The following is a 26,652-nucleotide window of genomic DNA, read 5'->3' on the forward strand; positions in this document are numbered from 1 at the left end:
AACGCCCATGCATACCTTCTTCATCGCGCCCACCGGCTTCGGCGTCGGCCTCACCTCCATCAGCCTCGGCCTGGTCCGCGCCCTGCAGCGCGCCGGGCTGAAGGTCGGCTTCTTCAAGCCGATCGCCCAGCCGCATCCCGGCGATGCCGGCCCGGAGCGCTCCAGCGAACTGATCGCGCGTACCCACGGCCTGCTGCCACCGCGCTCGCTGCCGCTGACCCAGGTCGAGCGCATGCTCGGCGACGGCCATCTCGACGAGCTGCTGGAAGAGATCGTCAGCCTGCACCAGCAGGCAGCCCAGGGCATGGACGTGCTGATCGTCGAGGGCATGGTGCCGACCCGGCATGCCAGCTACGCGGCGCGGGTCAACGTGCACCTGGCCAAGAGCCTGGACGCCGAGATCATCCTGGTCTCGGCACCCGAGGGCGAGGAGCCGGAGAAACTCACCGAGCTGTCCGACCGCATCGAGATCCAGGCCCAGCTGTTCGGCGGCCCGCGCGATCCCAAGGTGATCGGCGTGATCCTCAACAAGGTGCGCCATCCCGAGGGCGTGGAAGCCTTCACCGAGGGCCTCAGCCAGCTCTCGCCGCTGCTGCGCAGTGGCGACTTCCGCGTGCTCGGCTGCATCCCCTGGCAGGACGAACTGAACGCACCGCGTACCCGTGACGTGGCCGATCTGCTCGGCGCGCAGATCCTCAACGCCGGCGACTACGAACAGCGTCGGGTACAGAACATCGTGCTGTGCGCCCGCGCCGTGCCCAACACCGTGCAGCTGCTCAAGCCCGGCGTTCTGGTGGTCACCCCCGGCGACCGTGACGACATCATCATGGCCGCCAGCCTGGCTGCCATGAACGGCGTGCCGCTGGCCGGCCTGCTGCTGTGCAGCGACTTCCCGCCGGACGAGCGCATCCTCGAACTATGCCGCGGCGCCCTCCAGGGCGGCCTGCCGGTGCTGACGGTGAGCACCGGCTCCTACGACACGGCGACCAACCTCAACCGCATGAACAAGGAAATCCCGGTGGACGACCGCGAACGCGCGGAGAAGGTCACCGAGTTCGTCGCCGGGCACATCGATCTGGACTGGCTCAAGCAGCGCTGCGGTACCCCGCGCGAGCTGCGCCTGTCGCCGCCGGCGTTCCGCTACCAGCTGGTGCGCCGCGCCCAGGCGGCGAACAAGCGCATCGTCCTGCCCGAAGGCAGCGAGCCGCGCACCGTGCAGGCCGCGGCCATCTGCCAGGCGCGCGGCATCGCCCGCTGCGTGCTGCTGGCCAAACCGGATGACGTGTTCAACGTGGCCAAGGCCCAGGGCATCGAGCTGCCGCCGGGGCTGGAAATCCTCGCCCCGGAGGTGATCCGCGAGCGCTACGTCGCGCCCATGGTCGAGCTGCGCAAGGGCAAGGGCCTCAACGAGCCCATGGCCCTCGCCCAGCTGGAAGACAGCGTGGTGCTGGGCACCATGATGCTGGCGCTGGACGAGGTCGACGGCCTGGTCTCCGGCGCCATCCACACCACCGCCAACACCATCCGCCCGGCCCTGCAGCTGATCAAGACGGCGCCCGGCTACAAGCTGGTGTCCTCGGTGTTCTTCATGCTCCTGCCGGACCAGGTGCTGGTGTATGGCGACTGCGCGGTGAACCCGGACCCCAATGCCACCGAACTGGCCGAGATCGCCCAGCAGAGCGCCGCCTCCGCCGAAGCCTTCGGCGTGCCGGCGCGGGTGGCGATGATCAGCTACTCCACCGGCGACTCCGGCAGTGGCGCCGAGGTGGACAAGGTGCGCGAGGCCACCCGCCTGGCGCGCGAGGCCAACCCGGCCCTGCTGATCGACGGCCCGCTGCAGTACGACGCCGCGGCCATCGCCAGCGTCGGCCGGCAGAAGGCGCCGAACAGCCCGGTGGCCGGCCGCGCCACGGTGTTCGTGTTCCCCGACCTGAACACCGGCAACACCACCTACAAGGCCGTGCAGCGCAGCGCCGACTGCGTCAGCGTCGGCCCCATGCTGCAGGGCCTGCGCAAGCCGGTGAACGACCTGTCGCGCGGCGCGCTGGTGGACGACATCGTCTACACCATCGCCCTCACTGCGATCCAGGCTGCGGCCAAGGGTTGAGCGCACCGCAGCACCGAGGCCCGCGCTACCTGGCGTGGGCCTCAGAGCGGCATATCAGCCAAGGGAAAAGCCACCTGCGAGGCGACATCCGCCACAGTCTGTGAGCTAGAATTCGCGCGCCCGGCGCGGATGGCGACGCTTGCCTGGAGCGACCCAGCGGTCAGCACCAGCACTTGCCGTTCAGTGTACAAGCGTTAACCTTGGCGCCGGACCGACTTGCCGCAGGGAGTGCTGCAGGTATCTCGACCGTACGGGGCGCAGAGAAAGCCCCCAGACCAGGAGCCTTTCGAGCCCATGCTGCATTTTCTGCCTGCCCCGCTGCGTGGCGTCATCAGCGCCCTGCTGCTGGCCCTCAACACCCTGATCTGCTGCTGGCCGCTGTTCGCCGTAGCCCTGCTCAAGCTGCTGCTGCCGATCCCGCCGATTCAGCGCGGATTGCGCTTCGTGATGCACGGCATCGCCGAGTTCTGGATCGGCTTCAACAAGTTCTGGATGCGCCTGGTGCGCGACACCCAGTGGGACGTCGAGGGCATCCAGGGCCTGGACATGCGCCACTCCTACCTGGTCACCAGCAATCACCAGAGCTGGGTGGACATCCTGGTGCTGCAATACCTGCTCAACCGCCGCATGCCGCTGCTCAAGTTCTTCCTCAAGCAGGAGCTGATCTGGGTGCCGGTGATCGGCCTGTGCTGGTGGGCGCTCGAGTTCCCGTTCATGAAGCGCTACAGCAAGGAATACCTGGCCAAGTACCCGGAGAAGCGCGGCCAGGACCTGGCCACCACGCGCAAGGCCTGTGCGCGCTACAAGAGCAATCCGGTGTCGGTGTTCAACTTCCTCGAAGGCACCCGCCTGACCCCGCAGAAACACGCTCAGCAGAACTCGCCGTTCAAGTACCTGCTCAAGCCCAAGGCCGGCGGCATCGCCTTCGTACTGGACGCAATGGGCGAACAGCTGGATGCCATCGTCAACGTCACCATCCACTATCCGGGCGGTAATCCTGGCTTCTGGGACCTGCTCTCCGGCAATGTCGGCGAGGTGGTGGTGCGCTTCGACAAGCTGGCCATTCCCGCCGAGTTCATCGGTCGCAACTACGACCAGGACGAGGAATACCGCCTGCGCTTCCAGCAGTGGGTCAACCAGCTGTGGGAAGCCAAGGACGCCCAGCTGGAGCAGCTGCACCAGCAGTATCCGGGGCGTAGCTAGAGGTTCAGAGCACCCGCGGCGGCTCGTCGGGCCGCCAGGTGCTCCAGTCCAGGCGCTGCGGGAAGTTGCCGGCCCGCGCGGTGGACAACCCCGGCGCCACCAGGAAGCCCTGCATGGTGGTGCAACGATGGGCGATCAGCCAGTCGCGCTGCTCCAGGGTTTCCACGCCTTCGGCGATCACCTCCAGGCCCAGGTGATGGCCGAGGTCGATGATGGTGCTGACGATCGCCGCATCCTTCGGCGAATCCAGCATGTTGGCCACGAACAGGCGATCGATCTTCAGCGTGTCCAGCTCGAAGTGACGCAGGTAAGCCAGCGACGAATAGCCGGTACCAAAATCATCGATGGCGATGCGCACGCCCAGCGCACGCAACTGGCGTAGCTGCTCGCGGGTGTTGTCGAGGTCCTGCATCAGCGCGCCCTCGGTCACCTCCACTTCCAGCTGCGCCGGGTTCAGCCCGTGCGCCTCCAGCACCCGGCGCAGGTCCTCCACCAGTTGCGGCGTACCAAACTGCACCGGGCTGACGTTGAGGCTGAGCAGCAGCTGCTCGCCAAACTGCGGCTGCCAGGCCCGGCACTGGCGGATGCCCTGGTTGAAGATCCAGTCGCCCAGGCGATTGATCAGGCGCGTCTCCTCCAGCAGCGGAATGAACACGCCGGGCGAGATGGTGCCGGCCACCCGGTGTTCCCAGCGCAGCAGCGCCTCGAAGCCACGCAGGCGGCCGCTGGCGAGGTCGATCTGCGGCTGGTAGACCAGCACGAAATCGTCCTTCTCGATGGCATTGCGCAGGCTCTCCTCGAGCATCAGTCGCGAGCGCGCGCGGCCGTTCATCTCCGGCGAGAAGAAGCGGTACTGCTGGCGCCCGGCGCGCTTGGCCTCGTACATGGCCATGTCGGCAGAGCGCAGCAGGCCGTCCACCGAGGTCCCGCACTCCGGATAGCAGGCGATGCCGATGCTGGCGCCCAGGGTGAACTCGATGCCGTCCAGCTTGTGCCGCACCGACACCAGTTCGATCAGCTTCTCCGCCACCCGCGCCGCATCTTCGGGATGGTCGAGAGTATCGAGCAGCGCGGTGAACTCATCGCCGCCCATGCGCGCGACTATGTCGTAAGGCCGCAGGCAGTGCTTCAGCTGCTCGCCGACCTTGCGCAGGATCTGGTCACCGGCATCGTGGCCGAGCGAGTCGTTGATGCGCTTGAAACCATCCAGGTCCAGATAGAGCACGGCCATGCGCTTGCCGTTGCGGTCGACCCGCGACAGCGCCGTCTCCAGCGCCTGGTAGAAGCCGCGGCGGTTGTACAGCCCGGTCAGCGCATCGGTGACCGCCTGGGATTCGAGCTGGGCGTGCAGGTTGCGCACCACCGACATGTCCAGGGCGATCAGCACCATGGAATTCTGGTATTGCGGCAGTGGCGAACAGGACAGTGCCGCCGGCATCAGCGCGCCGTCCAGGGTGCTCAGCACAGCGTCGTGCAAGCGGTAGGTCTGGCCCTTGCGCCAGTGCTGGTAGAACTCGCTCTGCTGCCATTCCTCCGGCATCTCAGGCGAGCGCAGGTGCGACAGCAGCGCACTGCCCTGCAAATCCTCCACCGCACCATGGAGCATCTGCGCCATGGCCGGGTTGGCGAAACGGATGATGCCGTCCTGGTCGATCACCAGGATGCCCTCGGAGGCGTTGTCCAGCACCGAGGCGTTGAAGGCCCGTTCGCGATCCAGCTGCTGGGTCAGCTGCAGCAGCTCATGGCGATGGCGCTCCTGCTCCAGCAGGGTGCCGATCTTGTGCTTGAGCACCGTGGGATCGAACGGTTTGAGGATGAAGTCCATCGCACCGATGGCGTAGCCGCGCAGCACCGATTCCTCGGTATGAGCGATGGCGGAGAGGAAGATGATCGGCGTGTGCCGGGTGTGCGGGCTGCCGCGCATCAGGCGGGCCACCTCGAAGCCATCCATGTGCGGCATCTGCACGTCGAGCAGGACCAGGCCGACGTCCTCGTCCATCATGCAGCGCAGCGCCGCCTCGCCGGAGTTGACCGTGCGCACGTTCCATTCGCCGTTGTCGAGCAGGGCCTCCATGGCCACCAGGTTCTCCTCACGGTCGTCGACCACCAGCAGAATCTGCCCGTTGCTCTCCATCTTGCGCTGCGGCTGCGCCATCTGGCCCTCCTCCCTCAACCCTGCGCCCGGCGCTGCTGCTCCGGCAGCGCCAACCAGCGATGCAGCATCTCCAGCAGCTCCTGGCGAGCTACCGGTTTGGCCAGGTAGTCATCGCAGCCGGCGGTGATGCACTTCTCCCGGTCGCCCTTCATCGCATGGGCGGTCAGGGCGATGATCGGCACCAGGCACTCGCGCTCGCCCTTGAGGATGCGCGTGGCGGTATAGCCGTCCATGTTGGGCATGGCCATGTCCATCAGCACCAGGTCGAAGGGCTCGCGGGCGAACACTTCCAGGGCTTCCTCGCCATCCTTGGCCGGCACCACCGCCAGGCCGATCTCGTCCAGCAGGGCGGTCATCGCGTAGATGTTGCGAATGTCGTCATCCACCAGCAGCACGCGCTTGCCATTCAGCTCGGAGCTGTCGGCCTGCGGCTCGCGCACACCGGCGAGAAAACGCTGCAGCGCGATACTGAGCGGGGCGAAATCCTCACCGTGCTTGCGCACCGCCACCGCCGAGTAGCGGCGCAGGCGCTGCAGGTCCTGGCGGGTGATGTCCAGGCCGGTGTTGATCACCACCTGGCTGCCGTGCAGCGGACGCACACGATGCATGGCTTCGAGCAGGTCGAAGCCATCCTGGTCGGGCAGGTTGAGGTCGATCACCAGCGCATCGAAGGACTTGGCCGCATAGGCCTGGCGGGCTTCCTCGGCGGTGCCCAGGGCGGTGACGGTGAAGCCCATCTGGCTCAGGTGCTGGCGGTAGTGCTCGCGCTCCACCTCGACGTCCTCCACCAGCAGCAGGCTGCGCCTGGGCATGCTGCCGACGCCGATGTCCTGGAACACCAGCTCCAGGTCTTCGCGGGCAATCGGTTTGACCAGGTAGCGCGTGCCCTCGCTCTGCCAGTCCTGTGGCTGCGGCACGCAGGAGACGATGTGCACCGGCACGTCGCGATGCGGCAGCAGGCTGCGCAGGCGTCGGTAGATCTGCCAGCCGCTGATGTCCGGCAGGAGAATATCCAGCACTACCGCGACGAAGCGCTCGCTGTGCAGCAGGGCAATGGCCTGCTTGCCGTTGCGGCAGTGCACGCTGGCGAAGCCATGGGCCAGTGCTTCCTCGGCGATCACCGCGGCGAAGTTGAGATCGTCCTCGACGATCAGCACGGCCGGTCCCGCACCACTGCGTTGCGGCGGGGCATCGGCCGCCTCGTCGTCCTTGGCCTGGGCCTGCAGCGCCGTCACCGGCAGCCGCACGATGAAGCGCGAGCCTTGCCCCGGTGTGCTTTCCAGACTGATCTGCCCGCCCAACACTTCGACCAACTGGCGGGTAATGGCCAGGCCCAGGCCGGTACCACCGAAGCGCCGGCTGGTAGAGCCGTCGATCTGCTGGAAGGCCTGGAAGATACGTTCATGCTGCGCCGGGTCGATGCCGATGCCGCTGTCGCGCACCACGAACTGCAGGGTCTCGCGGTCGGCATCCAGCGACACCGGCGAATGGCCGATGGACAGCTCCACCTCGCCGTACTCGGTGAACTTGAGGGCGTTGGACAGCAGGTTGCGCAGGATCTGCTGCAGACGCCCACGGTCGCTGTGGATCACCCGCGCCACGCCCGGCTCCATGTGCGTGATCAGGCGCAGGCCCTTGATCTCGGCCATCGGCCGCAGACTGGAATCCAGCTCCACCAGCAGGTCCTGGATATTCAGTGGCTCCAGCTTGAGCTGTACGCGGCCGGCCTCAATCTTGGCCAGGTCGAGCACGTCGTTGATCAGCTGCAGCAGGTCGTTGCCGGCCTTGTAGATGATGTCTGCGTGCTTGACCTGCTTCTCGCTGAGGTTGCCGGCCAGGTTGTGGCGCAGCTGCTCGCTGAGGATCAGGATGCTGTTGAGCGGCGTGCGCAGCTCGTGCGACATGTTGGCGAGGAACTCCGACTTGTAGCGGTTGGCCAGCGCCAGTTGCTCGGCCTGCTCGCGCAGGCGCTGCTCGGCAGCCTTGCGCTCGCTGATGTCGATGATCACCGCCTGTACCAGGCGATCGTCGCCGCTGCGCAGCGGTGACAGACCCACCTCCAGCGGGATCAGATGGCCATCACGGTGCTGGCCGAACAGCTCGCGATTGCCGCCCATGCGCCGCGGCGACGGGTCCTTGATGAAGCCATCGCGCAGCGCCGGATGGCGCTCGCGGGTAGCCTCGGGCAGCAGCATCTCCACCGGCTGGCCGAGCATCTCGTCGCGGCTGTAGCCGAACATCTGCTCGGTCTGCCGGTTGACCATGCTCAGGCGGCCATTGCCGTCGATCAGCACGATGGCATTGGGCGAGGCCTCGACCACCAGGCGGAAACGCTCATCCGCCGCCTTGCGCTCGCTGATGTCGATGATCACCGCCTGCACCAGCAGTTCCTCGCCGGCGCGAATCGGCGCCAGGCCAACCTCCAGCGGGATCATGCGACCGTCGCGGTGTTGACCGAACAGCTCGCGGCTGCCGCCCATGCGGCGCTGTTCGGGCGCCTGGTGAAAAGCCTGGCGCATGCCCACATGCACATGACGCAGCGACTCCGGCAGCAATCGTTCGACCGGGTGGCCGAGCAGCTCGCTGCGCTCGTAGCCGAACAGCATCTCGGCCTGGCGATTGACCATGGCCACCCTACCCGCCTGGTCGACCAGCACGATGGCGTTAGGCGAAGCCTCCACCACCAGACGGAAGCGCCCCTCGCTCTCACGCAGCTGCTTGCTCTGCCGCTCGCTGTCAGCCAGAGTGCGCTCGCGCAGGAACAGGAATCCCCCCACCAGCAGCGCCAACAGCAGGGTCGCCAGCAGGCCGGTACCGAGGCTGACCGGCAGGCCGGCGTTGCCCTGGTTGGCTTCATAGGTCGCGGTGCTGCCGACATTCAGCAACCAGTCGCGGCCATAGATATTCAACGTGCGCTGGGCGCGGAAACGTGGGCTATGGGATTGCGCGCTGTTCCTGCCCAGCAGTGGGTGGCCGGTGTCGGCCTGGTCGATCAGCTCCACCGCGAACTGGCTCGCGCCACTGCCGAGAATGCCGTGCATCAGGTCGGCCAGGCGGAAGGAGCCGGAGACCATACCGAGCAAGGCCGCGCGGCGCTCCTCGGCGGTGGCGATCGGTGCGTTCTGGCGGAACACCGGCAGGTACAGGAGCATGCCGGCCTGCACGTCCTTCTCGGTTTCCTGCTTGAGGCGCAGCGGGCCGGTGAGCACCGCCTCGCCGCTGTCACGCGCGCTGACGATGGCGGCGCGGCGGGTGGCCTCGCTGAACATGTCAAAGCCCAGCACGCGGCGGTTGCGCCAATCCAGCGGGTTGACGAAGTCGACTATCAGGTAGCTTTCGCGCTCACCAGTGGGATAGGTCTGAAAGTCCGCGCGGCCGCTGGCGCGCACTTCATCGACGAAGGGTTGCAGTTCGGCCGGAGCCAGGTAGCGACTCCAGGCCAGCGCCTGAATGCCGGGGTACTGCTCCTGCAGCTGCAGCTGGTCGGTGGCGCGCTGCCATTCCTCGTCGGATACCTCGGTGCTGCCGGCCATCAGCCCAGCCATGCCGCGCAGCACCATCTCGTAGGCGCGCATGCGCTCGCGCACGCTGAACTCCACCCCGTCGACGGCCTGCTCGAAGCGTTGCTCCTGGGCCTGCCGGGCTCCGGCCTCCACCGTGCGCCATTGCCAGAACACCAGCGAGCCCAGCCCGCCCAGCAGGAGCAGGCTGACCAGCAGAGGCATCCAGGATTTGCGATTGAGGAGGATGGGAGCGGCGTCGTCCATGGGGTCTCCTGTTCCTTCGCCGGCACGCGTGCCGGGCTCCCCCGAGACGTGGCGACTCACGCGCAGCGCTCCGCGCGTCAACTGGGAGTGTAGTCAGGTTTTTTCCAGGGTCTCTCCACACGACAGACGGCACTTGGCCATCATCAGAAACACGAAAGGCCCCGCGTGGGGCCTTTCGGTGTGCATCAGCCTGCGCTTATTGCGCGCCAGGCAGCGGGCGCAAGGTGACTTCGACGCGGCGGTTCTGCGCACGGCCATCGGCCGTGGCGTTGCTGGCCACCGGCTGATCCGGGCCGGCGCCACGGGTACTGAGACGCGAGGCATCGACGCCCTGGGCCATCAGGTAGTTGGCCACGCTCTGCGCGCGGCGCTGCGACAGGCCCACGTTATAGGCGTGGTTGCCGGTGCTATCGGTGTGGCCGACGATCTCGATGCTGTTCTGGTTGTACTGCCGGAACGAGGTAGCCAGGTTGTTCAGCGGGTTGTAGAAGCTGCTGGCAATGTCCGCGGAGTCGGTGGCGAAGGTGATGTTGCCGGGCATGATCAGTTGGATGGTGTCGCCCTGGCGCTGCACTTCCACGCCGGTGCCTTCCATACTGCGGCGCAGCTCTTCTTCCTGCTTGTCGGCGTAATAGCCGTAACCGGCACCAGCGGCGCCGGCCACCGCGGCGCCGATCAGCGCACCCTTGCCGCGGTTGTCGTGGTTGATCGCGGCACCGGCCACGGCGCCAGCCAGGGCACCGAGGCCACCGTACTTGGCGGTCTTGCTCATGCCACCGGAGCTCTGCTGGCTCTGGTTGTCATAGGGATTCTGCGAGGCACAGCCAGTCAGCAGCGCCAACAGCAGTGCGGCGAGAGTCAGGCGTGAAGGGGTATACATGTGGGTTACTCCTGAAGCGGGGTTACCAGTCGGACGGACCGGCAACAGGTTAGAGCGAAGCGGCGCGGAAAGATTCCCCGTCAGGCGCGGATGAAGGGGTTCTCGCGCATCTCGTCACCCAGGCGAGTGTCCGGGCCGTGGCCGGTGACCACAGTGGCGTCTTCATCCAGAGTGTAGAGGCGCTTGATTGAGCGCTCGATGGTGGCGTAGTCGCCGCCCCACAGGTCGGTGCGACCGATACCGCGACGGAACAGGGTGTCGCCGGCGATCAGCAGCTTGGCCTCGGCGAACCAGAAGCTGGTGGAGCCCGGCGTATGTCCCGGTGTGTGCAGGGCCACGCCGCAGCCACAGGCCAGTTCCTCGTCATCGGCCAGCCACTGGTCCGGCGCCGGCACCGGGGTATAGGGCACGCCGAACATGCGGCACTGCATCTCCAGGTTGTCCCAGAGGAACTGGTCATCCTTGTGCAAGTGCAGGGTGGCGCCAGTCTTCTCCTTCATCTGCCCGGAAGCCAGGAAGTGATCCAGATGCGCATGGGTGTGGATGATGCTGACCACCTTGAGCCCATGAGCCTCCAGGCGCGTCATGATCAACTCGGGGTTGCCGCCCGGGTCGACGACGATGGCCTTCTTCGTCACCGGATCGCCGATGATGGTGCAGTTGCACTGCAACGGGCCGACGGGGAAGGTTTCACGGATCAGGCTGGGTTGCGGGCTGGCGGTCATCTGACGGTCTCCTCGGTCGGCGCGGGCCGCGCACGATAATCGTTCGGCGCCCTACCCGTCCATTTGCGAAACGCTCGGCGAAAGTTGGAAGGGTCGCTGAAGCCCAGCAGCAGGGCGATCTCGAACAGCGGCAGGTGAGTGGCCTCCAGATATTGCAGCGCCAGGCGCTTGCGCACCTCGTCGAGCACCTGCTGGTAGCTGGTACCAGCGCCGGCCAGGTGGCGGCGCAGGCTGCGTCCACTGGTATGCAGCGCACTGGCCGCGCTGTCCAGATTGGGAAAGTCGCCGGGGCGTGCCAACAGCAGACGACGCAGGCGACTGAGCAACCCCTCCTGCACATCCAGGCTAGCCAGTAGCGCCTCGCACTGCTGCTCGCACATCTGCATGGTCGCCGGATTGGCCAGCGCCATGGGCCGATCCAGGTAGTGCCGAGGCAGGCGGAACCAGTGCCAGGGCTGATCGAACAGCGCCGTCACACCGAAGGCTTCGTGGTAGCGCGCGGCGTGGCCAGGCTCGGAATAGGCGAAACCGACTTCGAGCCCCTTTGGCGCCTCGCCGAGCAGGAACTGGGCGATGGCGTACAGGCTGCCGAACAGGCCTTCGGCGGCGAAACGGCCGAGCGAGCCCAGGGGAATCGACTCGCTGGCGCGCAGTTCCAAGGAGTCCGGGTTATCCACCAGCTCCAGATCGAAGGTCAGCCCCAGCACCCGGTAGTAGCGCAAGGCGAAATGCACCGCCTTGCCCAGGTTGGCGCTGGACAGCAGCGCATAGCCGAGGATGCCGTGGGCCGACGCATTCAGACGCAGCCCCAGCAACAGGCCAAGCGCCGGCTCATCGCACAGCAGCAGGGCGGTCGCGGCGAGCTGGTGGAAATCGATAAAGGACAGCCGCCCGGTGGGGCTCTGCAGTTGCTCCGGGCGAATGCCCGCGGCGCCGAGCAGCCGCTCACGCTCGATGCCGCGCTCGCCCGCCAGCTGCAGCAGGGTCTCGGCATAGGTGATGGGAACCAGCTCGGAACTCAGGGTCAGGGGTTTGCTCATTGGTGCCAACCGCAAAGGCCTATGGCCGGATATGACCTGAAACTTGGCTGAAGATAACCTTGTCCGGGAAAAGCCCACAAGCCCATAGTCCTCCCGAACATAACTACAAGATGGGAGGCCGCATGCACTGCCCCACCCCGCACGATCTGTTGATCAAGCCGCGTCAGCCTGAGTTCAGCCTGCCTTCGCCCTGGAATCGCCATTGGCATGGCGGCGACGCTTTCAAGAGCCACTTCTTCGACGCCATGTCGCTGCTCTTCCCCGATGGCGAGCGCTTCTTCATCGACTCGGTGCGTGCCTACCGCGACCAGGTCAGCGACCCGCTGCAGCAGGCGCAGATCCGCGGTTTCATCGGCCAGGAGGCCCACCACAGCCGCGAGCACGAGCATTACAGCGAGGCGCTGCGCGAAGCCGGCTACGACCTGGACTATCTGGAGCGCCGCCTGAAGAAGCGCCTGGCCTTCGTGCGCAAGCACCTGCCGCCCAAAGCACACCTGGCCGCCACCACAGCGGTCGAGCACCTCACCGCGATCATGGCCGACGCCATTCTCAAGAATCCGGACTGGCTGGCCGGTGCAGACCCGGACATGGCGCGCCTGTGGCGCTGGCATGCGCTGGAGGAAAGCGAGCACAAGGCCGTGGCCTTCGACCTCTACCAGCAGGTGTGCGGCAAGGTCTGGATACGCCGCCGCGCCATGCTGCACAGCACCTTCTTTTTCACCCTGGACACTTTCAAGGGTCTAGTGCACATGCTGCGCCGCGACGGCCTGCTGTGGAACTGGAGGGTCTGGCGTGACGGACTCGCCTGGCTGTGGGGCAGCCGCGGCATCCTGCGCCCACTGGTGCGGGTCTACCTCGACTTCTACCGGGCCGACTTCCACCCCTGGCAGCACGACAACCTGCAGCTGATCCTGGAACGCCGCCGCGAGTTCGACCCGCTGGAGGTCAGCTGATCAGGCCCAGGCCCTTGGCACGCGCCACTGCCTGGGTGCGCCGCTCGACGCCGAGCTTGCTGTTGATGTGGCGCGCGTGGGTCTTGACCGTGTGTAGGGAGATGAACAGACGATCGCTGATTTCCTGATTCGAGCAGCCCAGTGCGATCAGCCGCAGCACTGCCAGTTCGCGAGTACTCAAGGTCTCGATTGCCCCGGCCGCCACCGGCTCGGCTTCGACCTCTGCCGGTAGGCAAGCACGCAACGCCTCGCTGAGCGGGCCTACCGGCGCCGTCTGCAACTGAGCACGCAACCAGCCTGGCTGATGCACGAGCAACTCGTAGAACGGCAACAGAGCACCGCCCGCCCCCGCCTCCAGGCCACTGAGTAGCTGCTGCTGGGCATCACGCTCACGCCCGGCGGCATACAGCAACTGGCTTAATTGCGCTTGGGCGAACACGCCGAGCAGTTGCCCGCCCTGTACCTGTGCTCGCTGGATCAGTGCGCGCAAGCGCCGCTCGGCGGCTTCCGGCTGGTCCATGCGCCGCTCCAGCGCCGCGCGCTGCAACTCGATATGCAACGGCAGCTGGGGATGGAACTCCGGCGCGGCAGCCGCCTGCTCTCCGCCGTAGGTCTCCGCCAGGCGCACCAGCCAGGCGTTGGCCAGGTCGACCTGGCCTTGGCTCAGCCACAGCTCGCACTTGGTCACGGTGATCATCGCCAGGTAGTACACCGGCGGTACGTCCCAGATATGCATCAGGCGCTCGGCCTCGGCCAGCTGCGCGAAGGCCTCGTTGAGGCGCCCCAAGCGCCCCTCCTGGCTGGCCAGGATGCAGTAGCCGATCAGCAGGCTGATATCGCGGCACTTGCGCGCCTCGCCGATGCCCACCAGCAATCGCTCGCGGGCCTCATCCGGGCGCAGGCGCAGGCACAGCAGGACTCCCTCGTACAGCGTCAGCCGCGCACGCACCGCGTAGTCGCGCTGGGTCGAGAGACCGCGTATGCGTTCGAGGCCGGCGCGTACCTCTTCCAGAGCCCGGACGATCTCGCCACGGGCCAGCAGGACCCGGGCCCGATCGTAATGACAGAAGGCCTCGAACAGCAGGTTGCCGTGGCGCTGGGCCAGCTCCAGTGCCTCGCGATTGAGGCCGCGGGCACGCCATAGATCGCCGCGCACCACCGCCAGGTTGGCCAACGTCGACATGCACAGCAGACGCGAGCCGTAATGCTGGCTCGGCATGCCGACCAGCGCCTGGCCGCAGTAAAGCTCGGCGCTGTGGCTGTCGCCGCGACCGCGGGCGATGACACCGCTGACGGCCAGCCACTGGGCCAGCAGCGACTGCTGCTCGGCCGCACTAGGTGCCGGCAGGAAGCGCTCCAGATGGTTGGCCAGCTCCTCGGCGGCATCCAGCTGGCAGGCCAGGGCCAGGGCCCAGCTGTACAGCAGGATCAGACGTGGCGTGCTGGTCAGCAGACTGTCTGGCAGGTCCATCTTCCAGCGCAGCAGCATGGCCACGTTCTGCTCGGCCAGCAGATGCTCCTCGGAGAAGTTCTGCACCAGGCTGGCGGCTACGTCGGGCTGGCCAGCCCGCAGGGCCTGCTCCACCGCCTCATCGAGCTGCCCCTGCCCACTGAACCAGCGGCAGGCACGCAGGTGCAGGCGCGCCGCAGGCTGCGACAACTGCCTGGCCGGGTTCGCCCGCAACAGATCGGAGAACAGATGGTGGTAACGGAACCAGCGGCCCTGCTCGTCCAGTGGCACCAGAAACACCTGGTGCGCCTGCAGATGCTGCAGGATCAAGGCGCTGTCGTGACTGTCACGCACCGCATCGCACAGCTCCGGACAGAAGCGCTCGAGGCAGGAGGTGTCATAGAGGAAGGCTTGGACTTCCGGAGACTGGCGTTCGATCACCTCTTCCAACAGGTAGTCGCGAATCATGCCCTGCGCGCCATGCAGATCGCGCTCGCCCTCGGCCGCCGTGAGCAACCAGAGGCGCAGGCCGGCCACCCATCCCTCGCTGCGCTGCAGCAAGGTTTCCAGGGCCTCGCCGGGTAATTCGGCGCCTTGTACGGAAAGCAGCTCGCTGGTCTCGTCTCGGGTCAGACGCAGATCCTGCTCCTGCAACTCCAGCAGCTGCCGCGACAGACGTAGGCGGGCCAGGTGCCAATCGGGGCGCTGACGGCTGGTTACCAGTACCAGCATGCCGGCCGGCAGGTGATTGAGGAAAAACTGCAGGCAGCGATCCAGTACCGCACCCTGGGCCAGGTGATAGTCGTCGAGCACCAGCAACAGTGGGTTTTCAGGATCGAGCCGCTCGTTCAGCTCATCGAGCAGGCCATCCAGCCACTCCTCGAAGGCGAATGGCTGATGGCGCTGGCGCATCTTCAGCAGACCGAGCGCCTCGTCACCAATCCTCGGGAAGTGCTGGCGCAGTCCCTCCAGCAGGCGCTCGAGGAAGCGCCCAGGATCACTGTCACGGCGGTTGAGGCTGATCCACAGGTTCTGCCAGCCCACCGGTAAGCGCTCGCAGAACTCCACGGCCAGCGAGCTCTTGCCGAATCCTGCCGGCGCACAGACCAGCAGTAACCGGCCATCCATACCGGCTTCCAGCCGCTCGCACAGGCGTGGCCGCAGCACGTGACCGGCAGGCAGTGGCGGACGAAAGAAGCGCCCTTCTCCGGTAGAGACCGGAAAGCTGGAAAGAGCAGGAGAGCTGGATAGATCGGTCACGGGCGCAGTTGCAATCCAGGCGCGAAATGACCGCAGCCTATCCCCTCGCGCCGAGCATTTGAAGCCCAGTCCATCTGCAGAAACGAAAAAGCCGGCACAAGGCCGGCTTTCTCGGGTAACGCGGAGTATTAACGCACGCCAGCCTGACGCAGAGCTGCCGGGGTGAAGTCGGAGGTAGATGCCTTGTAACCGAAGTCATAGGCCTTCTTCTCTTCGTTCTTCATACCCAGAGCCAGGTAGCGACCGGAGATCACGTCATACAGGGTTTCCAGGGTGTACCACGGGACCTGCTTGTCGTAGTAGTACTGGGAGTGGGCCTCGGCCACACGCCACAGCGAACCACGACCATCGTAGTGGTCGATCACCGAAGCCTGCCAGGTGTCCTCGTCGATGTACATGTCGCGCTTGGCGTAGATGTGGCGTTCACCAGCTTTCAGGGTGGCGGTCACCTGCCATACGCGGTGCAGCTCGTAACGGGTCAGGTCCTGGTTGATGTGGCCGGCCTTGATCACGTCGGCGTATTTCAGCTTCGGCGAGTCGAGGTCGTAGGAGTTGTACGGAATGTATATCTCCTTCTTGCCAACCAGTTTCCAGTCGTAGCGATCCGGAGCACCGTTGTACATGTCCAGGTTGTCCGAGGTACGCAGACCATCGGCGGCGGTACCCGGACCGTCATATGACACCTGCGGGGCGCGGCGCACGCGGCGCTGACCGGCGTTGTACAGCCAGGCCAGACGCGGCTCCTTCACCTGGTTCAGGGTCTCGTGAACCAGAAGAACGTTACCAGCCAGACGAGCCGGAGCGGTTACACGCTGCTTGAAGTAGAAGAGGATGTTGCTCGGCTTGCTCGGGTCGTAGTCAGTCAGACTGGTCGGGAAGACGAATTCGTCCTGGAAGTACACCAGACTGAACGAGCCATTGGCCTGCGGAGTAGCCTGGGTCACCAGACGACGCACGCTGCCACCGCGATAACGGGTGATCTGGTTCCAGACTACTTCCAGACCGTTCTGCGGAATCGGGAACGGGTTGGCGGTCTTGAAGTTCTCCAGACCGTTACCGCCCTCGACCAGCTTGGTGTTGACGGCGTTGGACTTGGCATCATCCAGCACGTTCTGCGGCAGGCCCGCCGAACGGTGGGTGGTGTACACCGGCATCTTGTAGGTTTCTGGATAACGCTTGAACATCGCCAGCTGGCCAGGGGTCAGCTTGTCCTTGTACTGATCGACGTTCTGCGCGGTGATGGTGAACAGCGGCTTCTCGTTCGGGAACGGATTGGACAGGAAGCCACGGTCATCCACAGTGCCGGCATTCTTCGGCAGACCGCCAGTCCACTCGGGGATGGAACCATCGGCATTACCAGCTTTTTCGGCACCGACCGGCGTCAGGCTGGTGCCGAGCTTGGCAGCTTCATCGGCGGGAACGGCAGCCATTACGCTGGTGGCGAGCATGGACAGCGCCAGCACACCGGATTGCAACAGGATCTTTTTTGCTTTCATCTGCATAGTCGTCCTTATTCTTGTTCTGCTTAGAAGCTCATGCCCACGCTGAAGGCGAGGAAGTCACGATCAGTCGAAGTGTTGTAATCGCCGCCGAAGAAATCGGTGTAAGACAAACCTACTGTGTAGGTGTTCTGATATTCAGCATCTAGCCCCAGGCTTACGGCCTTGGCACCCTCGGTGAACATACCGTTCGGACCATAACCATCGACGTCATGTGACCATGCCACGCTGGGCTTCAGGTTGATGCCAGCAAATACGTCGTTGTAGTCCCAGATGGCACGGGCACGGTAGCCCCAGGAGGTAGAGGTTACAAAACCATCATCGTTGCAATGCTTGCTACGGTTGGCTGCCGCGGGAGTACCGCCAAAGGTACCCGCGTTAATTGCAGTACAGCTCGCCAGGCCACTGATGGTACCCGGCAGTTCACCTGGTCCGAATACCGGATCACGGCCATAACGTGCTTCACTTGTGCTTTCCAAACCACCTACACGAACGACACCAACTTCACCTACCAAGGTCAGACGCTCAGCACCCATGACCTGATCGAAGAAGTGAGTGAATGTAGTCTGGAACTGTGTGATTTCTTTGCGCTTATAGCCGTGCAGTGTGCTCCCAGGAATCGACGCGGGATCTCCCCCCAGAAGCGAGTATTGACCGAACGGAGCAAACGCTGGGTTGAAGGCAGCCAGACCACGGACACCTGCATAAAGCACATCGGTAGTGTTCAGCTGAACTGGAGCATTCGGACGATAGCTAAGTTCGCCCTGCCATGCGGTGCCAGTGGGCAGAGTAGTAGAGAAGCTCAGGCCATAAAGGCGGATGTCCTCTGGGTACTCCATGAAATAATTACTGCCACCAGCCACGTTCGCAATTGCAGCTCCTTGCCGCGCGGCTGCAGGGATAGCCGGAACTGCGCCACCGAGCACACCAGCCGACTGCAGGTAATCCGCCCTGGCTGCTGCCTGAGCACTGAAGATCGGTGCGCGACTGTGATAGTTCATGAAGTAGGCGCCGAACTCAGTATCAAGGGGCTCGAAGAAGTAACGCAGAGCTGCGCCCCACTGCCCATCATCACGAGCATCGCGATCACCACCACGCGGCACAATCACACCTTCGGAAGTGGTGCTATACCCGAGCAAGCCACCAAAAGGTGCAACTGCCGGGGTCAGGACGGTTGTATTGCGATCACAGCCATCCGCCGCGACATCGGCCTGGGAGAAGAAAGTACCGCAGTTATCGATAACAGTCTGATCCCACTCCAGCTGGTAAAAGGCCTCAGCGGACAGATTGTCGGTCAGGCTCTGCGATACATAGAACATGTTGACCGGGATAAGGCCTTCCTTGACCTCGGCACCTGGGCGGCGGAAAGCAGATACATCGATCGGGTTAATCGAGTTGATACCATTCTGGATGAAGGTGCTCTCACCCCAGCTCACCACCTGCTTGCCCAGACGTACACTGCCAGGCTGCTCAGCGATGCTGTAGTTGTGATAAACGAAGGCGTCCAGCAATTGAGCGCCAGAGGCCTGCGCGCCTTCCTTGCGATTGGAGTCGCTGATGTCTTTGAACTCGCGGTGCTCATCCTTCAGCTCAAAGTCATACCAATACTTGCCACGAACGAAAACACCGGTATCACCGTACTTCAGTTCGAGGTCATGAATGCCCTTGAAAATCTTCGAGAAGGTCTCGCCCTTCTTGAAATTCAGATGGCCATCATCTGAAGTTTGAGAGAGGCCTTTACCACCATTGTGCCCCCCGATTAGCTCGGGATCGGCACTGCGCATGGACCAACTGGCACCAACAGACAGAGTGGAGTCCAGTTGACCTTCGATCTCACCAATGTTGAACGAGACGCCGAATGCCGGGGCAGCGAGAGTGGAGGCAAGGCTCACTGCCAGAGGCAGCTTGGCCAGACGCCAGAACGGTTGGTTTTTTATCATCGACGCTACTCCATGTGTTTTTTTGTTATGGATGCTGCGGACTATAGCTACCACCCCCTGAGGCTTGATCCCCCGAAAGTGTGATTTCCTGCCCCCAACCCCTCTAGACCGGCCAGTCACGAATACCACCCCAGCCGAACTTGACCAGCCAAAGCAATTTGCAAGCCAAACGCTCGTTTGAAGCATGGATCCGCTACAAAGACGCCATCAGCACCCTAAAAAACAAAGGCCCCCGTTTTTTCTGCCGGAGGCCTTCAGTTTGGAAGCCTTATCCCACGGGCCTCAGAGCCCTAGTAGCGACTGGGGTTCATGTAAATGCCCCCATTACAACGACATTCAAAGCGTGGACAAAAACGCGCTGCCCGCCTCCAGCCACTGAGCGATATCAAGACGAATTCGTTTCTTGTCGAGCTTGCCCACACTGGTTTTGGGAATATCGGTAACAAGCGCGATCTGACTGGGTATCGCCCACTTGTTGATGCTGCCCTGCTCTACATGCGGCTTGAGGTGCTCCTTGAGCCCCTTGGCGTCCAGGCTCTGCCCGTCGCGCAGGACCAGCAGGGCGAAGGGGCGCTCGCCCCATTGCGGATCGGGAACCCCGACCACCGCCACTTCGCGTACAGCCGGATGACGACTGATCAGATCCTCCAGCTCCAGCGAGGACAGCCATTCGCCGCCAGTCTTGATCACATCCTTGATGCGGTCGCGGATATCGATGAAGCCGAAGTCGTCCAGCGTGGCGACGTCGCCGGTGTGCAGCCAGCCGTGTTCCCACAGCTCGGCACTCTTCTGCGGTTCGTTGAAGTAGCCCATGGTCAGCCAGGGCGCGCGCAGCACCAGCTCGCCCTGGGTCTCGCCGTCGGCCGGTAACAACTGGCCATCGGCGCCCATCAGCGCGGTTTCTACCAGAGGAACCGGCACGCCGGCCTTGATCCGGTAGGTGATCTGCTCGCCTTCACTGCCGGCCTTGAGCTCCTCGTTGATGTGCGCACAGGAGATCAGCGGGCAGGTCTCGGACATGCCGTAGGCCGCGGTGAGCTGGATGCCACGGGCCTTGGAGGCCTCATACAGCGAGCGATTGAGCGCACTGCCACCGATGATGATCTTCCAGCCACCGAAGTCCTGGCCCTGCCCCGCCTTGGCGTTGAGTACCATCTGCAGGATGGTCGGCACGCAGTGGGAAAAGGTGACCTTCTCCTTCTGCCACAGCTGCACCAGCAGCTCCGGATCGTAACGCCCCGGGTAGACCTGCTTGATGCCGAGCATGGTGGCCACGTACGGGATGCCCCAGGCATGCACGTGGAACATCGGGGTGATCGGCATGTACACGTCGTCGGTGCCCAGCAGGCGCACGCTGTCCAGACTGCCCAGCACGCTGGCCTCGGCCAGGGTGTGCAGCACTAGCTGACGGTGGGTGAAGTACACGCCCTTGGGGTTACCGGTAGTGCCGGTGGTGTAGAAGGTGGTGGCTACCGAGTTTTCGTCAAAATCGGCGAAGTCGTACTGGGTACTGGCCGCAGCCAGCAGGCCCTCGTACTCACCGACCAGGTTGGGCAGGTCGGCGGTCTTCTCGACGCCGTCGGTGAGCAGGATGGTCTTCTCTACCGTGGTCAGCTGCCCTTCCACTGCCTTGTACAGCGGCAGGAACTCGCTGTTGACCAGCACGAAGCGGTCTTCGGCATGGTTCATGGTGTAGAGGATCTGGTCGGCCGACAGCCGGATGTTGATGGTGTGCAGCACCGCGCCGATCATCGGGATGGCGAACATGCACTCGAGGTAACGGTGGCTGTCCCAATCCATCACCGCCACAGTGTCACCAGCCTTCACCCCGGCCTCGCTCAGCACGTTGGCCAGGCGCGCCACGCGCTCGTTGAAGGTGGCGTAGCTGTAGCGCACCAGGTCGCGATAGACGATCTCGCGGGTCTTCTCGTAGCGGCTGCCGGAGAGCAGCAGGCGCTTGATCAGCAATGGCGCCTGGTTGGCGTTTTCGGTTGGCGGAATGACACGAGTATTCAGCATGGCGGTAACCTGTTTTCTTGGAGTTTTTCTTCGTCGCCAATCTAGAACCGCTCTGGCTCCGGCTTAATCCGTCAAAAGAATGATTTTTTCCGTGACCCTTTGGCCACTTTCGGTCACGCAGTAGAATCGACTGGTACTGCCGTTTACGGCTTCACTCTTCAGAGGTAATACCGATGTCCGATATCGTCATCGTCAGCGGCGCCCGCACCCCAATGGGCGGCTTCCAGGGCAGCCTGTCCGGCGTACCCGCCGTGGAACTGGGCGCCATCGCCATCCGCGAGGCCGTGGCCCGTGCCGGCATCGCGCCGGCCGACGTGCAGGAAGTGATCATGGGCTGCGTGCTGCCCGCCGGCCTCAAGCAGGGCCCGGCCCGCCAGGCCTCGCTGGGCGCTGGCCTGCCGTCGGCCACCGGCTGCACCACCATCAACAAGCTGTGCGGCTCCGGCATGAAGGCCGTGATGCAGGCCTTCGACGCGCTCAAGGCTGGCAGTAACGAAGTGATGGTCGCCGGCGGCATGGAAAGCATGTCCAACGCCCCGTACATCATTGAGAAGGCCCGCACCGGCCTGCGCATGGGCCACGGAGAGATCAAGGACCACATGTTCTTCGACGGCCTGGAAGACGCCCGCACCGGCCGCCTGATGGGCTCCTTCGCCCAGGAAACCGCCGACAAGTACGGCATCACCCGCGAGGAGATGGACGCCTACGCCATCGAGTCGCTCAAGCGCGCCCAGGCCGCCATCCAGAGCGGCGAGCTGGCCAACGAGATCGTTCCGGTCACCGTCACCAGCCGCAAGGGCGAAGTGGTGGTGAAGGACGACGAGCAGCCGCTGACCGCCAACCTGGACAAGATCCCCGGCCTCAAGCCGGCGTTCAAGAAGGACGGCACCATCACCGCCGCCAACGCCAGCTCGATCTCCGACGGCGCCAGCGCCCTGGTCCTGATGACCGCCGAGGAAGCCGCCAAGCGTGGCCTCAAGCCGCTGGCCAAAATCGTCGCCCACGCCACCCAGAGCCAGGACCCGAGCGAGTTCACCATCGCGCCGATCGGTGCCATGAGCAACCTGTTCAAGAAGACTGGCTGGAGCAAGGACAGCGTCGACCTGTACGAGATCAACGAAGCCTTTGCCATGGTCACCATGCTGGCCATGCGTGAGCACGGTCTGGACCACACCAAGGTCAACGTCTACGGCGGCGCCTGCGCCCAGGGCCACCCGGTTGGCTCCACCGGCTCGCGCCTGATCGTTACCCTGATCAACGCCCTGCGCAACAAAGGCGGCAAGCGCGGCGTGGCCTCGCTGTGCATCGGCGGTGGCGAAGCCACTGCCGTGGCCATCGAGCTGCTGTAAGCGCTCCGCAAGAAAAAGCCCCGCCTAGGCGGGGCTTTTTTATGGGCGGCTAATTAACGCAGTTCGGTAAAGGCCAGCTTGATCCCCAACCCCACCAGCACCACGCCCATCAGCCGGTCGAACCAGTGGCCCATGCGGGCGAAACCGGCGCGCACCCGGCGCTGGCTGAACAGCAAGGCCACCAGGCAGAACCAGATCGCCGTGGCGAACGCCAGGTACACCCCGTAGCCGGCCTGCACCGCCAGCGGCGTGTGCGGGTTGATCACCACGGTGAACAGCGAGAGGAAGAACAGCGTGGCCTTGGGATTCAGGCCATTGGTGACGAAGCCGGTCATGAAGGCGCCGCGCGGCGAACGCTCGACATCCTCCGCAGCCACTTCCAGGCTACCCGGCGCCGCCGGCTTGGCGCGCAGGGCCTTGATGCCGATGTAGAACAGGTAGGCCGCCGCCAGCCACTTCAGCGCGTTGAACAGCACGATGGACTGCGACACGATCAGGCCGATTCCCAGCAGCGAATAGGCCACATGGACGAAGATGCCGGTGCCCACGCCCAGCGCCGTCCAGGTGCCGGCACGGCGGCCATGGGCCACGCTCTCGCGCACGACGATGGCGAAATCCGGCCCCGGGCTGGCCACGGCCAGCAGGTGGATCAGCGCCACGGTCAAAAACTCCGCCCAGTACATGCGACCTCCGAATAGTGGGAATCAGGACAACAGGCTGGCAACCTTACGCCACTGCAACGCATCCAGACAGGTACAGCTGATGAGCAACAGCACCCGCGCGGTCTTCCTCGACCACAGCTCCCTCGACCTCGGCGATCTCGACATGGCGCCACTGCGCCAGGTGGTCGGCGAACTGATCCAGCACGACACCTGCACAGCTGAACAGGTCGCCGAACGCCTGCAAGGCGCCCAGGTGGCGATCAGCAACAAGGTGCACATGAGCGCCGCCACCCTGGCCGCCTGCCCCGAGCTGAAGCTGATCCTGGTCTCTGCCACCGGCACCAACAACGTCGACCTGGCCGCCGCCCGCGAGCGCGGCATCACCGTCGCCAACTGCCAGGGCTACGGCACCGCCTCGGTGGCCCAGCACGCCCTGATGCTGCTGCTCAACCTCGCCACCCGCCTGCCCGATTACCAGGCGGCGGTACGTGACGGCGCCTGGCAACGCTCCAGCCAGTTCTGCCTGCTGGACTTCCCGATCATCGAACTGCAGGGCAAGACCCTCGGCATCCTCGGCCACGGCGAACTGGGCGGCGCCTTCGCACGCCTGGCCGAAGCCCTGGGCATGCGCGTGCTGTATGGCGCCCTGCCCGGCCGCCCGGCCCGCGCCGACCGCCTGGCGCTGAGCGAACTGCTGCCGCAGGTCGACGCCCTCAGCCTGCACTGCCCGCTCAACGAGCAGACCCGCAACCTGATCGGCGCCGCCGAGCTGGCACTGATGAAGCCACAAGCGCTGCTGATCAACACCGCCCGCGGCGGCCTGGTCGACGAGCAGGCCCTGGCCGATACCCTGCGCGCCGGCCACCTGGGCGGTGCGGCATTCGACGTGCTCAGCGAGGAGCCACCGCGTAACGGTAACCCGCTGCTGGCGCAGGACATCCCGCGCCTGATCATCACCCCGCACAACGCCTGGGGCAGCCGCGAGGCCCGCCAGCGTATCGTCGGCCAACTGTCGGAGAATGCCCGCGCGTTCTTCGCCGGCGCCCCCATCCGCGTGGTCAGCGGGTAAACTACGCAGCTTTTTTGACCCGGAGATCGCCATGGACCCACGAAGCGAGGTGCTGTTGCGCCAGGCGGAGCTGTTCCAGGGCGACCTGCTGCTGGCCGGCCTGCCGGCCGACGACCTGCTCGGCCAGCTGCCGCGCGCCCATGGCTGGAGCTGGCACGCCGGCGAACAGAACACCCTTGAGGCACGCTTCGCCGGGCGCAGCCGCTTCGGCACCCTGGTGCCCAATGCAACCTTCGACGGCGCCGTGCTGTTCCTGCCCAAGTCCCGTGAGCTTGCCGACTACCTGCTACAAGCCCTGGCCGCGCGCCTGGCCGGCCGCGAGCTGTACCTGGTCGGCGAGAAGCGCGGCGGTATCGAACGCGCCGCCAAGCAGCTGAGCGCCTATGGCAAGCCGCGCAAGCTGGACAGTGCCCGCCATTGCCAGCTGTGGCAGGTCACTGTGGACAACGCACCGGCCGCGCCCGACCTGCACGCCCTCGCCCAACGCTTCGAGCTGCCCCTGGCCGACGGCCCACTGCAGGTCCTGAGCCTGCCCGGCGTGTTCAGCCATGGGCGCCTGGATCGCGGCAGCGCACTGCTGCTGGAACAGCTGGATGGCCTGCCGCACGGCCATCTGCTCGACTTCGGCTGCGGCGCCGGCGTGCTCGGCGCCACCCTCAAGCGCCGCTATCCGCAGAGCCAGCTGACTCTGCTCGACGTCGATGCCTTCGCCGTCGAGAGCAGCCGCCTAACCCTGGCCGCCAACGGCCTGGAGGCCGAAGTGATCGCCGGCGACGGTATCGACGCGGCCCCCAGCGGCCTTGCCGCCATCATCAGCAACCCGCCCTTCCACACCGGTGTACACACCGACTACCAGGCCAGCGAGCATCTGCTGCGCGAGGCCGCCCGCCATCTGAGCAAGGGTGGCGAACTGCGCCTGGTGGCCAACAGCTTCCTCAAATACCCGCCGCTGATCGAACAGCACCTGGGACCCTGCAAGACCCTGAGCGAAGGCGACGGCTTCCGCATCTACAGCGCCCGCCGCGGCTGATCGCCCATCCTCGACCATACTCAGGCGGCCACCTTCGTGGACCGCCCCGGAGCCTTTTTGTGACCGATACACCCAGCACCAACCAGCCCCACCTGCAGCGCTCGCTGAAGCCGCGGCACCTGAACATGATCGCCATCGGCGGCTCGATCGGCACCGGCCTGTTCGTCGCCTCCGGCGCCACGGTGGCCAGCGCCGGCCCGGGCGGGGCCCTGCTGGCCTACGCGCTGATCGGGGTAATGGTGTATTTCCTCATGACCAGCCTCGGCGAGATGGCCGCGCACATGCCGGTATCCGGCTCGTTCAGCACCTATGGCAGCCGCTTCGTCGACGAAGGCTTCGGTTTCGCCCAGGGCTGGAACTACTGGTACAACTGGGCGGTGACCATCGCCGCAGAACTGGTGGCGGCGCAGCTGATCATGAGCTTCTGGCTGCCGGACGTGCCCGGCATCTACTGGAGCGCCCTGTTCCTCGGCCTGATGTTCCTGCTCAACTTCGTCTCGGTGAAGGGCTTCGGCGAGAGCGAGTTCTGGTTCGCCCTGATCAAGGTGCTGGCCGTGGTGATCTTCATCGGCATCGGCCTGGCCACCATCTTCGGCATCATGGGCGGCATCGAGTCGCCCGGCTTCAGCAACTTCACCGCCGGTGACGCGCCCTTCGTCGGCGGCCTGCAGGCTATGGTCGGGGTGGCGATGATCGCCGGCTTCTCGTTTCAGGGCACCGAGTTGATCGGCATCGCCGCCGGCGAGTCGGAGAACCCGCGCAAGAACATCCCCATCGCCATCCGCCAGGTGTTCTGGCGCATCCTGATGTTCTACATCCTGGCGATCTTCGTGATCGGCATGCTGATTCCCTACACCGACCCCAGCCTGCTGCAGAACGATGCCAGCGATATCAGCGTGTCGCCCTTCACCCTGCTGTTCGAGCGCGCCGGCTTCGCCGCCGCGGCCAGCGTGATGAACGCGGTGATCCTCACCGCCATCCTCTCGGCCGGCAACTCGGGCATGTACGCATCCACCCGCATGCTCTACAACCTGGCCAAGCAGGGCAAGGCACCGCGCCTGTTCGCCCGCCTGTCCAACAGCGGCGTGCCGCGCAACGCGCTGTACGCCACCACCCTGGTCGGAGCGCTGTGCTTCTTCACCTCCATCGTCGGCGACAGCACCCTGTACACCTGGCTGCTGAATACCTCCGGGATGTGCGGCTTTATCGCCTGGCTGGGCATCGCCGTATCGCACTACCGCTTCCGCAAGGGCTACCTGGCCCAGGGCGGGCGCCTGGAAGACCTGCCTTACCGCGCCAAACTGTTCCCCTTCGGCCCGCTGTTCGCCTTTAGCCTGTGCCTGGTCATCACCCTGGGGCAGAACTACCAGGCGTTCGTCGCCGAGAGCATCGACTGGGCCGGCCTGATCGCCACCTACATCAGCCTGCCGCTGTTCCTCGCCATCTGGTTCGGCTACCGCCTGAAGTACGGCAGTCGCCTGGTCTCCTACCAGCAAATGGACGTGCGTTCGACCGACGAGTGAGGTTGCCTCGCCGGCGCGCTT

The 26,652-nt window shown here is 65.0% G+C and carries 17 protein-coding genes; 7 read left to right on the forward strand and 10 right to left on the reverse strand.

The genetic code is table 11. The features are described from left to right. Window positions 1–7: 7 nt before the first annotated feature. Together pta and IP89_RS00370 are read left to right on the forward strand one after the other, a co-directional pair. On the forward strand, window positions 8–2,107 hold the full coding sequence (gene pta / locus IP89_RS00365; RefSeq protein WP_043306907.1) for a phosphate acetyltransferase: 2,100 nt from the start codon (window positions 8–10) through the stop codon (window positions 2,105–2,107). A 294-nt stretch (window positions 2,108–2,401) separates the two neighbouring features. Next, window positions 2,402–3,310 (forward strand): acyltransferase, encoded by a 909-nt coding sequence (locus IP89_RS00370; protein ID WP_043306908.1) that lies wholly within the window; start codon window positions 2,402–2,404, stop codon window positions 3,308–3,310. A 4-nt stretch (window positions 3,311–3,314) separates the two neighbouring features. On the opposite strand, the gene IP89_RS00375 is transcribed toward IP89_RS00370, so the two are convergent. The 5 genes from IP89_RS00375 to IP89_RS00395 all read right to left on the reverse strand — a co-directional run bounded on the left by IP89_RS00375 (window position 3,315) and on the right by IP89_RS00395 (window position 11,877). After that, window positions 3,315–5,465 carry a bifunctional diguanylate cyclase/phosphodiesterase gene (locus IP89_RS00375; RefSeq protein ID WP_043306909.1) on the reverse strand — a complete coding sequence of 717 codons (2,151 nt, stop codon included), beginning with the start codon at window positions 5,463–5,465 and terminating at the stop codon, window positions 3,315–3,317. Between the two features lie 14 nt (window positions 5,466–5,479). Continuing rightward, complete coding sequence (locus tag IP89_RS00380; protein WP_043306910.1) at window positions 5,480–9,232, reverse strand: PAS domain S-box protein; 3,753 nt, start codon at window positions 9,230–9,232, stop codon at window positions 5,480–5,482. Between the two features lie 196 nt (window positions 9,233–9,428). Continuing rightward, window positions 9,429–10,112, reverse strand: a complete 684-nt coding sequence (locus tag IP89_RS00385) for an OmpA family protein (RefSeq protein ID WP_043306911.1) — start codon at window positions 10,110–10,112, stop codon at window positions 9,429–9,431. Between the two features lie 80 nt (window positions 10,113–10,192). After that, window positions 10,193–10,837: an MBL fold metallo-hydrolase gene (locus IP89_RS00390; RefSeq protein ID WP_043306912.1), complete on the reverse strand. Its 645-nt coding sequence runs from the start codon at window positions 10,835–10,837 to the stop codon at window positions 10,193–10,195. Beyond that, window positions 10,834–11,877, reverse strand: coding sequence for an AraC family transcriptional regulator (locus tag IP89_RS00395; RefSeq protein WP_043306913.1), 1,044 nt, complete (start codon window positions 11,875–11,877; stop codon window positions 10,834–10,836). Before IP89_RS00395 ends, IP89_RS00390 begins: the two co-directional genes overlap by 4 nt. Before the next feature lie 122 nt (window positions 11,878–11,999). On the opposite strand from IP89_RS00395, the gene IP89_RS00400 reads away from it, so the two are divergent. After that, window positions 12,000–12,830 carry a metal-dependent hydrolase gene (locus tag IP89_RS00400; RefSeq protein ID WP_043306914.1) on the forward strand — a complete coding sequence of 277 codons (831 nt, stop codon included), beginning with the start codon at window positions 12,000–12,002 and terminating at the stop codon, window positions 12,828–12,830. Here IP89_RS00400 and IP89_RS00405 read toward each other — a convergent pair. From IP89_RS00405 to IP89_RS00420, 4 genes are all read right to left on the reverse strand, one after another. Next, window positions 12,823–15,540, reverse strand: coding sequence for a LuxR C-terminal-related transcriptional regulator (locus tag IP89_RS00405; RefSeq protein WP_043306915.1), 2,718 nt, complete (start codon window positions 15,538–15,540; stop codon window positions 12,823–12,825). The genes IP89_RS00400 and IP89_RS00405 overlap by 8 nt on opposite strands. A gap of 128 nt (window positions 15,541–15,668) precedes the next feature. Next, entirely contained in the window at window positions 15,669–17,036 is a 1,368-nt protein-coding gene (locus IP89_RS00410) for a DUF1329 domain-containing protein (protein ID WP_043307196.1), read from the reverse strand. A gap of 29 nt (window positions 17,037–17,065) precedes the next feature. Further along, a complete protein-coding gene (locus IP89_RS00415) occupies window positions 17,066–18,979 on the reverse strand; it encodes a DUF1302 domain-containing protein (RefSeq protein WP_043306916.1) in 1,914 nt (637 codons plus the stop codon). Window positions 18,980–19,315: 336 nt separating this feature from the next. Then, window positions 19,316–20,998 (reverse strand): fatty acid--CoA ligase, encoded by a 1,683-nt coding sequence (locus tag IP89_RS00420; RefSeq protein ID WP_043306917.1) that lies wholly within the window; start codon window positions 20,996–20,998, stop codon window positions 19,316–19,318. A 173-nt stretch (window positions 20,999–21,171) separates the two neighbouring features. Here IP89_RS00420 and IP89_RS00425 point away from each other — a divergent pair, with 173 nt between their 5' ends. Further along, window positions 21,172–22,347 carry an acetyl-CoA C-acyltransferase gene (locus IP89_RS00425; RefSeq protein WP_043306918.1) on the forward strand — a complete coding sequence of 392 codons (1,176 nt, stop codon included), beginning with the start codon at window positions 21,172–21,174 and terminating at the stop codon, window positions 22,345–22,347. A gap of 53 nt (window positions 22,348–22,400) precedes the next feature. On the opposite strand, the gene IP89_RS00430 is transcribed toward IP89_RS00425, so the two are convergent. Further along, a complete protein-coding gene (locus IP89_RS00430; RefSeq protein ID WP_043306919.1) occupies window positions 22,401–23,030 on the reverse strand; it encodes a LysE family translocator in 630 nt (209 codons plus the stop codon). A gap of 79 nt (window positions 23,031–23,109) precedes the next feature. Here IP89_RS00430 and IP89_RS00435 point away from each other — a divergent pair, with 79 nt between their 5' ends. Genes IP89_RS00435 through IP89_RS00445 form a run of 3 tightly spaced genes read left to right on the forward strand, consistent with a single transcriptional unit; the run spans window position 23,110 to window position 26,631 of the window. Continuing rightward, window positions 23,110–24,078 (forward strand): 2-hydroxyacid dehydrogenase, encoded by a 969-nt coding sequence (locus IP89_RS00435; RefSeq protein WP_043306920.1) that lies wholly within the window; start codon window positions 23,110–23,112, stop codon window positions 24,076–24,078. Window positions 24,079–24,109: 31 nt separating this feature from the next. After that, window positions 24,110–25,108: a class I SAM-dependent methyltransferase gene (locus IP89_RS00440; protein ID WP_043306921.1), complete on the forward strand. Its 999-nt coding sequence runs from the start codon at window positions 24,110–24,112 to the stop codon at window positions 25,106–25,108. A 59-nt stretch (window positions 25,109–25,167) separates the two neighbouring features. Further along, window positions 25,168–26,631 carry an amino acid permease gene (locus tag IP89_RS00445; protein WP_043306922.1) on the forward strand — a complete coding sequence of 488 codons (1,464 nt, stop codon included), beginning with the start codon at window positions 25,168–25,170 and terminating at the stop codon, window positions 26,629–26,631. The last annotated feature ends 21 nt before the right edge of the window (window positions 26,632–26,652 follow it).

Origin of the sequence: Pseudomonas sp. ML96 (assembly GCF_000761545.1) — a bacterium.
Lineage (GTDB): Bacteria > Pseudomonadota > Gammaproteobacteria > Pseudomonadales > Pseudomonadaceae > Aquipseudomonas.

Excerpts from the sequence above, each read along its gene's own strand:
- IP89_RS00440 (WP_043306921.1), top strand. The coding sequence starts at position 24,110 with ATGGACCCACGAAGCGAGGTGCTGTTGCGCCAGGCGGAGCTGTTCCAG.
- IP89_RS00380 (WP_043306910.1), bottom strand. The coding sequence starts at position 9,232 with ATGGACGACGCCGCTCCCATCCTCCTCAATCGCAAATCCTGGATGCCT.
- IP89_RS00375 (WP_043306909.1), bottom strand. The coding sequence starts at position 5,465 with ATGGCGCAGCCGCAGCGCAAGATGGAGAGCAACGGGCAGATTCTGCTG.
- IP89_RS00435 (WP_043306920.1), top strand. The coding sequence starts at position 23,110 with ATGAGCAACAGCACCCGCGCGGTCTTCCTCGACCACAGCTCCCTCGAC.
- IP89_RS00385 (WP_043306911.1), bottom strand. The coding sequence starts at position 10,112 with ATGTATACCCCTTCACGCCTGACTCTCGCCGCACTGCTGTTGGCGCTG.
- IP89_RS00390 (WP_043306912.1), bottom strand. The coding sequence starts at position 10,837 with ATGACCGCCAGCCCGCAACCCAGCCTGATCCGTGAAACCTTCCCCGTC.
- IP89_RS00370 (WP_043306908.1), top strand. The coding sequence starts at position 2,402 with ATGCTGCATTTTCTGCCTGCCCCGCTGCGTGGCGTCATCAGCGCCCTG.
- IP89_RS00395 (WP_043306913.1), bottom strand. The coding sequence starts at position 11,877 with ATGAGCAAACCCCTGACCCTGAGTTCCGAGCTGGTTCCCATCACCTAT.
- pta (WP_043306907.1), top strand. The coding sequence starts at position 8 with ATGCATACCTTCTTCATCGCGCCCACCGGCTTCGGCGTCGGCCTCACC.
- IP89_RS00420 (WP_043306917.1), bottom strand. The coding sequence starts at position 20,998 with ATGCTGAATACTCGTGTCATTCCGCCAACCGAAAACGCCAACCAGGCG.
- IP89_RS00425 (WP_043306918.1), top strand. The coding sequence starts at position 21,172 with ATGTCCGATATCGTCATCGTCAGCGGCGCCCGCACCCCAATGGGCGGC.
- IP89_RS00430 (WP_043306919.1), bottom strand. The coding sequence starts at position 23,030 with ATGTACTGGGCGGAGTTTTTGACCGTGGCGCTGATCCACCTGCTGGCC.
- IP89_RS00410 (WP_043307196.1), bottom strand. The coding sequence starts at position 17,036 with ATGAAAGCAAAAAAGATCCTGTTGCAATCCGGTGTGCTGGCGCTGTCC.
- IP89_RS00415 (WP_043306916.1), bottom strand. The coding sequence starts at position 18,979 with ATGATAAAAAACCAACCGTTCTGGCGTCTGGCCAAGCTGCCTCTGGCA.
- IP89_RS00400 (WP_043306914.1), top strand. The coding sequence starts at position 12,000 with ATGCACTGCCCCACCCCGCACGATCTGTTGATCAAGCCGCGTCAGCCT.